This is a genomic window from Acidovorax sp. 35-64-16 (genome assembly GCF_002281195.1).
Lineage (GTDB): Bacteria > Pseudomonadota > Gammaproteobacteria > Burkholderiales > Burkholderiaceae_C > Acidovorax > Acidovorax defluvii.
On record NZ_NCFM01000072.1, the window covers coordinates 1 to 5,478 of the forward strand.

Annotated in this window: 8 protein-coding genes, 3 tRNA genes and 3 pseudogenes; 5 read left to right on the plus strand and 9 right to left on the minus strand. The window is 57.6% G+C overall.

Annotated elements, in window-relative coordinates:
- From B7Y64_RS18865 to B7Y64_RS18885, 5 genes and pseudogenes are all read right to left on the minus strand, one after another.
- Positions 1-120 (minus strand): GTP-binding protein (locus B7Y64_RS18865; protein ID WP_233250791.1); only part of this gene is annotated, 120 nt, incomplete at its 3' end.
- A gap of 73 nt (positions 121-193) precedes the next feature.
- Positions 194-268: transfer RNA gene (locus B7Y64_RS18870), tRNA-Thr, on the minus strand.
- 62 nt (positions 269-330) lie between these two features.
- Positions 331-404 (minus strand) — tRNA-Gly (locus B7Y64_RS18875).
- 66 nt (positions 405-470) lie between these two features.
- A tRNA-Tyr gene (locus B7Y64_RS18880) sits at positions 471-556 on the minus strand.
- 308 nt (positions 557-864) lie between these two features.
- Positions 865-1,038: pseudogene (locus B7Y64_RS18885) on the minus strand (transposase); the annotation flags it as partial.
- Between the two features lie 92 nt (positions 1,039-1,130).
- Here B7Y64_RS18885 and B7Y64_RS18890 point away from each other — a divergent pair.
- The 3 genes and pseudogenes from B7Y64_RS18890 to B7Y64_RS18900 form a co-directional block, all read left to right on the plus strand.
- A pseudogene (locus B7Y64_RS18890) lies at positions 1,131-1,384 on the plus strand (hypothetical protein); the annotation flags it as partial.
- A 358-nt stretch (positions 1,385-1,742) separates the two neighbouring features.
- Positions 1,743-1,997 carry a type II toxin-antitoxin system Phd/YefM family antitoxin gene (locus B7Y64_RS18895; RefSeq protein ID WP_067511925.1) on the plus strand — a complete coding sequence of 85 codons (255 nt, stop codon included), beginning with the start codon at positions 1,743-1,745 and terminating at the stop codon, positions 1,995-1,997.
- Positions 1,994-2,422, plus strand: coding sequence for a type II toxin-antitoxin system VapC family toxin (locus B7Y64_RS18900; RefSeq protein WP_198314750.1), 429 nt, complete (start codon positions 1,994-1,996; stop codon positions 2,420-2,422). The genes B7Y64_RS18895 and B7Y64_RS18900 overlap by 4 nt, the downstream gene beginning before the upstream one ends.
- Positions 2,423-2,489: 67 nt before the next feature.
- Here the strand turns inward: B7Y64_RS18900 and B7Y64_RS18905 are convergent, their stop codons facing one another.
- From B7Y64_RS18905 to B7Y64_RS18920, 4 genes and pseudogenes are all read right to left on the minus strand, one after another.
- Positions 2,490-2,645: an IS3 family transposase gene (locus B7Y64_RS18905; RefSeq protein WP_269089859.1), complete on the minus strand. Its 156-nt coding sequence runs from the start codon at positions 2,643-2,645 to the stop codon at positions 2,490-2,492.
- Positions 2,637-2,900: pseudogene (locus B7Y64_RS18910) on the minus strand (IS3 family transposase); the annotation flags it as partial. The pseudogene B7Y64_RS18910 and the gene B7Y64_RS18905, both read right to left, overlap by 9 nt.
- 349 nt (positions 2,901-3,249) lie before the next feature.
- A complete protein-coding gene (locus B7Y64_RS18915) occupies positions 3,250-3,729 on the minus strand; it encodes an RES family NAD+ phosphorylase (protein ID WP_157667092.1) in 480 nt (159 codons plus the stop codon).
- A complete protein-coding gene (locus tag B7Y64_RS18920; RefSeq protein WP_082763069.1) occupies positions 3,726-4,280 on the minus strand; it encodes an antitoxin Xre/MbcA/ParS toxin-binding domain-containing protein in 555 nt (184 codons plus the stop codon). The genes B7Y64_RS18915 and B7Y64_RS18920 overlap by 4 nt, the downstream gene beginning before the upstream one ends.
- Before the next feature lie 173 nt (positions 4,281-4,453).
- Between B7Y64_RS18920 and B7Y64_RS18925 the strand changes: the two genes are divergently transcribed.
- Together B7Y64_RS18925 and B7Y64_RS18930 are read left to right on the plus strand one after the other, a co-directional pair.
- Positions 4,454-4,735, plus strand: a complete 282-nt coding sequence (locus tag B7Y64_RS18925; protein WP_067511936.1) for a DUF1778 domain-containing protein — start codon at positions 4,454-4,456, stop codon at positions 4,733-4,735.
- Entirely contained in the window at positions 4,732-5,229 is a 498-nt protein-coding gene (locus tag B7Y64_RS18930; RefSeq protein WP_086926369.1) for a GNAT family N-acetyltransferase, read from the plus strand. The genes B7Y64_RS18925 and B7Y64_RS18930 overlap by 4 nt, the downstream gene beginning before the upstream one ends.
- Positions 5,230-5,478 lie beyond the last annotated feature (249 nt).

A 5,478-nucleotide genomic window follows, 5' to 3' on the forward strand; every position in this document is an offset into this window, starting at 1 on the left:
GAACTTGGCGGACAGCACCGTGGCGATGGCCGCCGTCAGCGTCGTCTTGCCATGGTCCACGTGACCGATGGTGCCCACGTTGACGTGGGGCTTGGTGCGCTCGAATTTGCCTTTTGCCATTTTTCCGACTCCGAAAAAAATCTATGCCAACAAAACAGGACCACGGCGCAGCCGAATTCGGACGCACCAGAATTGGTGCCCATGGCGGGAATCGGACCCGCGACCTCTCCCTTACCAAGGGAGTGCTCTACCACTGAGCCACATGGGCCTTTTGGAACCGCAAAAACGATACCAAAGACTTTCTAAACTTCAAAACCAGCCTGCAGACGATGGAGCGGGAGACGGGAATCGAACCCGCGTCATTAGCTTGGAAGGCTAGGGTTCTACCATTGAACTACTCCCGCATCAGTGACGTTTGCCACATCAGCGCAACCCGACAAATGCCAAGCAACTTTTGACTCATCTATAACTGGTGGAGGGGACTGGATTCGAACCAGTGTAGGCGTAAGCCAACAGATTTACAGTCTGCCCCCTTTAGCCACTCGGGCACCCCTCCGAAGAATTTCGAATTATATCACTATTTTTTTACGACTTCAGCGTTCTGCCCCACAAGATATGCAGCGTACAAAGACTCTCGCAAGGCCAACTGACGAAGAAACGTCTACGGCATAGGCAATTGGTGCGGCTGGCGGGGATCGAACCCACGACCCTTGGCTTCGGAGGGCAAAAAAATTGCTGCGTTTCAATAGCAATTTTTGCACTCAATAAGTAACCAATCGACGTAAGTTGTTGATCATACAGGATTTGCACCCATCCCAATTGGGACATCACGAGCCCTCATTTGCGCTCAACAGGCACACATTGTCACGCTGATCCCGCAAAAACGGCCCGAAGCGCCACTCGCAATTGATGACTCTTGGCCTCTTGCTTCCTGCCCCGCCGGGTCTTCAAGCCGCTTAACTTGATGCGCAGGTGTTGCTTGATCCACTTGAAGAACAACTCCACCTGACAGCGATGCTTGTACAACGCGGCAATACTTAGGGGTGTCTAATTAGCGATATACCTCAGACACACGCAGCACCTTGAGCGGCAGCGGCCCGGTCGCCATCATGGCTCGCAGCAACCCGCGCAGCATCGGGCATCTGAAACACGACAACCGCATGGACCGGTGTTGGCTCAAGGGGCAAACGGCCGATGCGCTACACGCGGTGCTGTGCGCGGCCGGCTACTTGCATCCGCTGGCTGCCCGCGGGCGATTGTACGTTTGGGGCTCAAGGGTGCCATCCAAGCCAGGAGAATTGCTGACCTTGTTGAGGGAGCGCCACGTGCCGGGTTTGGAGAGCCCGACCTCCACGAGGCGTGCCCGCCCCATACAGCTCGATAAATGGGCCGTAGATACCGCTTCTCAGGCGCCGAAACAGCCGACTCCTGCTCAGATACTCTTGCGTAGTCGCCATCGTGATCTCCGTAGTTGAGGACGGAGGCAGGAGGGCGTGTCCGAATTTCTGTGTAAACGGTTCGGACTTCAGTTGACGGAGATGCGGTCTCCGAACTGAATGGTACCTGCGCACCAACATGGCGAAGGAAAAGATCACGGGCATTTGGGCCGAGGCAGCGGCCATCCTGTCAAAGGCCCGGGCGGCAGGGCTAGGAAATCACCGTTTGCCGACTCTAAAAACGCTTGCTCCCTTTTTTATGTTGTAGTAACATGGCTACATTTATCGCCTATCGGAGGTGCAGTTATGACCATCACCACCCTATCAAGCCGCGAGTTCAACCAAGGGGCGAGCGAGGCAAAACGGGCCGCAAACAACGGGCCAGTGTTCATTACAGATCGCGGCCGACCGGCCCATGTGCTGATGAGCTTTGAGGAGTATCAGCGGCTCACCAAGCAGCGGCGCAACATTGCCGATGCGCTGGCAATGCCGGGTATCGCCGACATCGAGTTTGTGCCGCCGCGTGTGACCATCAAACCCCGGCCGGTTGATTTCACATGATGTTTGTTCTTGATACCAACGTGGTGTCGGAGCTGCGCAAGGTACGCAGTGGCAAGGCCGATGCGAACGTGACCGCATGGGCGGAAAGCGTTGATGCCGCCGATCTCTTTGTGTCAGCCATCACCATCATGGAGCTGGAGCTTGGCGTTCTGTCGATTGAACGCAAGGACGCCACCCAGGGGGCCATGCTGCGCTCATGGCTGGAGCAGCACGTATTGCCCGAGTTCTCCGGCCGCACGCTGCCTATTGATACCGCCGTGGCGCAACGCTGCGCACGGTTGCATGTCCCCGACAAGCGCGGCGAGCGCGATGCACTCATTGCGGCAACGGCCCTTGTGCACGGCATGACGATGGTTACTCGCAACGTTGCTGATTTCCAGCCAACGGGCGCGATCATTCTCAATCCGTGGGAGGCGGTGCGGTGACCGCTGCCCATGAACATTACACGACATGGCTGTGGTAAGGGGGTGCGGATAAAAACTTGGACTGGTTTTATGCCGCAAGTCCAAGACTCACCCTGTATTCGATCGGGCTGAGGGCCCCCAGGGAGATCTTGATCCGCTTCTCGTTGTACCAACGGATGTACGAGTCGACCACTTCAATGAACTGCTCGATGGTCGTGCCCTTCCAGTCCCGAGAATAGCCCAACGCCTCGACCGTGGTGGCGATGCAGCGCCCGTGCTCGGCGTAGTGTTTGACAGCCTGCTCCTTCTGAACTTGAGAATACTTCGGCTTCGAACGCACGTAGCCGGACGACAGGTCCAGGCGCCGCTCGTACTCCTCATGCCAGCTTTTCAAAGAGTTCTTCGTCGGGTAGCCCAACTGGCGGATAGTCGCCCCGGTGCGCTTGCCCAGCTTGATGTAGAGCGTGACCGCTCGGATGCGGTCTTCGTATGAATAAATGAACTACCTCCAGGTAGTCCAAGATTTCCGCCGCACCCCCAGTGGGTCAGTTTTCGGTCGGCGTCAACAACTGGCCCAAGGCGTATTTCGGTTGGCCAGATGTAGCGGTTTGTTTTGTCATATCCATCTCCATGAATTGAAGCTGGGCACCAGCCCCGGATGGGGCATGAGGTGCCCATCGGGGTTGATAAAAAGAAAGGTTGGCACGAGGCCAAGATCGCCAAAGGAAATACCGTCCATTCTACGTGCTCGGGGGCCTTGTGTGAAGGCCCCGCCCTGCCCCTTCATGGCATGAAAGACCCGTGCCAAGAGCCGTCTGGTTTCTGCCGCTGTTGGCCTAGGCAATGCGTTAAAACAGGCGAGGGTCGAATTCGAAAGGGTTGCGCTCGACGACCAACCGGATGGCCCCGTATTGGGAATGGGCCGGGTTGATCAGCAGGTTCATTTCGTCGCGCTCGACAAATGACGGCACCCAAAGACCCAGGCTCGCCCCGGACGCAAGCCAGTTCATGCCGATGGATTGTGTCGCTGCCATGTGGTCATGCCAGTCCTTTGGGAGGCCCAGATCTGCCGCATGCAGGATTTCCGATCTGGCGGGCAATTCAAGGCGCATGAGGGCTTGATTGGCAGGATTGGCTCCGTTGCAGTGGACGCGCTTTTCCAGCTGGCACAGGGCCCGACTGGAGCCCGCATAAACGATCTGCGCAGGCCCTTTGGTATGCCAACGGCCATTGGCCAGGGTTGAACCGTAGCCAAGCGATCCGAGGATGGCTGCAATAGCAGGTTGCGGGCTCGGTACAAAGCCTATGCGCCAGACGGTGGTGCTCAAACGGCACCGCCGTATTTGATAGCGACAAGAATCTCTTTGACGCGCTCGTTCCCAAATGAGTTTCTCGCAGCATCAAGGGGCGTGTCGCCATCCAGCATGGGATGAGGCTGGCGTAACCATCTTGTGGCTTCTTCCTCGGTCGAGAAAGTATCAACGGCCATCCGGTTCAACTCAAGTAGGCGCAAGACGCCTTCCGCCGCATGGTCTGGGAGTGGTTGATTTTTCTGAGCACGCCGATTGGCGGTCACCCGGTCCATATCCAGGTACTCAGCCACATTGCCCTTGCCCAGGCCCAGAAAGGCAGCAAGAGGCCCGATTGCTTTACTGGAGATGCCGCGCTTGAGAATCCGGTAGGCATGCTCATTGTCGATGGCAACGGCGTAAGTCCTCTTTCCGAATTTCACGCCCATTTTTACCTTGGCAAGGCCTGTTCTTGCAGTCGAGGTGTTCTTTGGTGCGGGCGCTGCATCATCGATGTACTGCCACAGCTCAGCCAACGAAGACAAGCGTGCAGCGGTAGCGGGGGGGGTGGGAGTTGGGTCGGCAATCATGATGCGATTTAATCACGGCTCCGATGCAATTGCAACGACCTGGAGGCGTGGGCGTGGCTACTGGGGGCCGCTTCAGAAAACGGAAGAGATCGTGCGGTAAGCCGGAATCGCCGAAAATTCCGCCTTGAGTTGTACGGCAATTTGCCGTATCATTGGATCAGGAGGACAAAGCCATGCCCGTCGCCATCTCTACCGCCCGTCTCGAAGCCCGAATCAGCACCGATCTGCATTCAATGCTCAAGCGTGCCGCTGAACTTCAAGGCCGCACCATGACCGATTTCGTTGTGTCCGCCGTCCAAGACGCAGCGCAACGCGCCATTGAGCAAGCGGAAGTTATCCGGCTTTCGCTGGCCGATCAGGAATGCTTTGCACAAGCGCTGCTGTCGCCGCCGCTACCGGCTCCAGCTCTGGAACGTGCCTTTGCCCGTCGCAGCAAGCTCTTGCGCGCTGAATGAGCGGTGCACCGTTCCGGCTCGCGTCGCTTGATGCCGGGCATGACCGCACCGCGTTCAACAGCGATTCGGAGCCGCTGAATCGCTACCTGCGCGAGCAAGCCACCCAAGACGTTCGCCGCCGCGTGGCTGCTTGTTTCGTGGCTTTGGCAGATGGGTCGCGCATCGCTGGCTATTACACCTTGGCCTCGGCAAGCCTGCTGCTGGCCGATCTTCCGGCCAGCACCGTCAAGAAACTGCCGCGCTATCCGACCGTGCCAGCCGTTCGGATGGGCCGCTTGGCTGTCGATCAGGCTTTCAAGAGCCAAGGTCTAGGTGGTGCTCTGTTGGCCGATGCGCTCGACCGTGCCGCCCGTTCGGAGATTGCCGCCTTCGCCCTGATGGTGGACGCCAAGGACGAGGCGGCAGCGGCTTTCTACCGGCATCACGGCTTCATTGCCTTGCCAGACTCGCCGCTTACCCTGTTCTTGCCGCTGGCTACCGTCCTGCGTTCTTGAAACTCGCCGTTCCAAGCCGTTTGAATTGAGAACGGTTTTCGAGAACACCCCAGCCACGTCGACGCCACGCCGCGCCATCTTCTCAGCAAGGCTTCTCGCAGACCATCGTTTGCGAGAAGCCTTAGCGTACGATTTTTTCCGTTTTCTGAAGGGGGGTGCGGACGAAAACTTGGACTACTAGAAGGTAGTTCATGTATTCCTACGAAGACCGAATCCGAGCCGTTGAGCTCTACATCAAGCTCGGCAAAC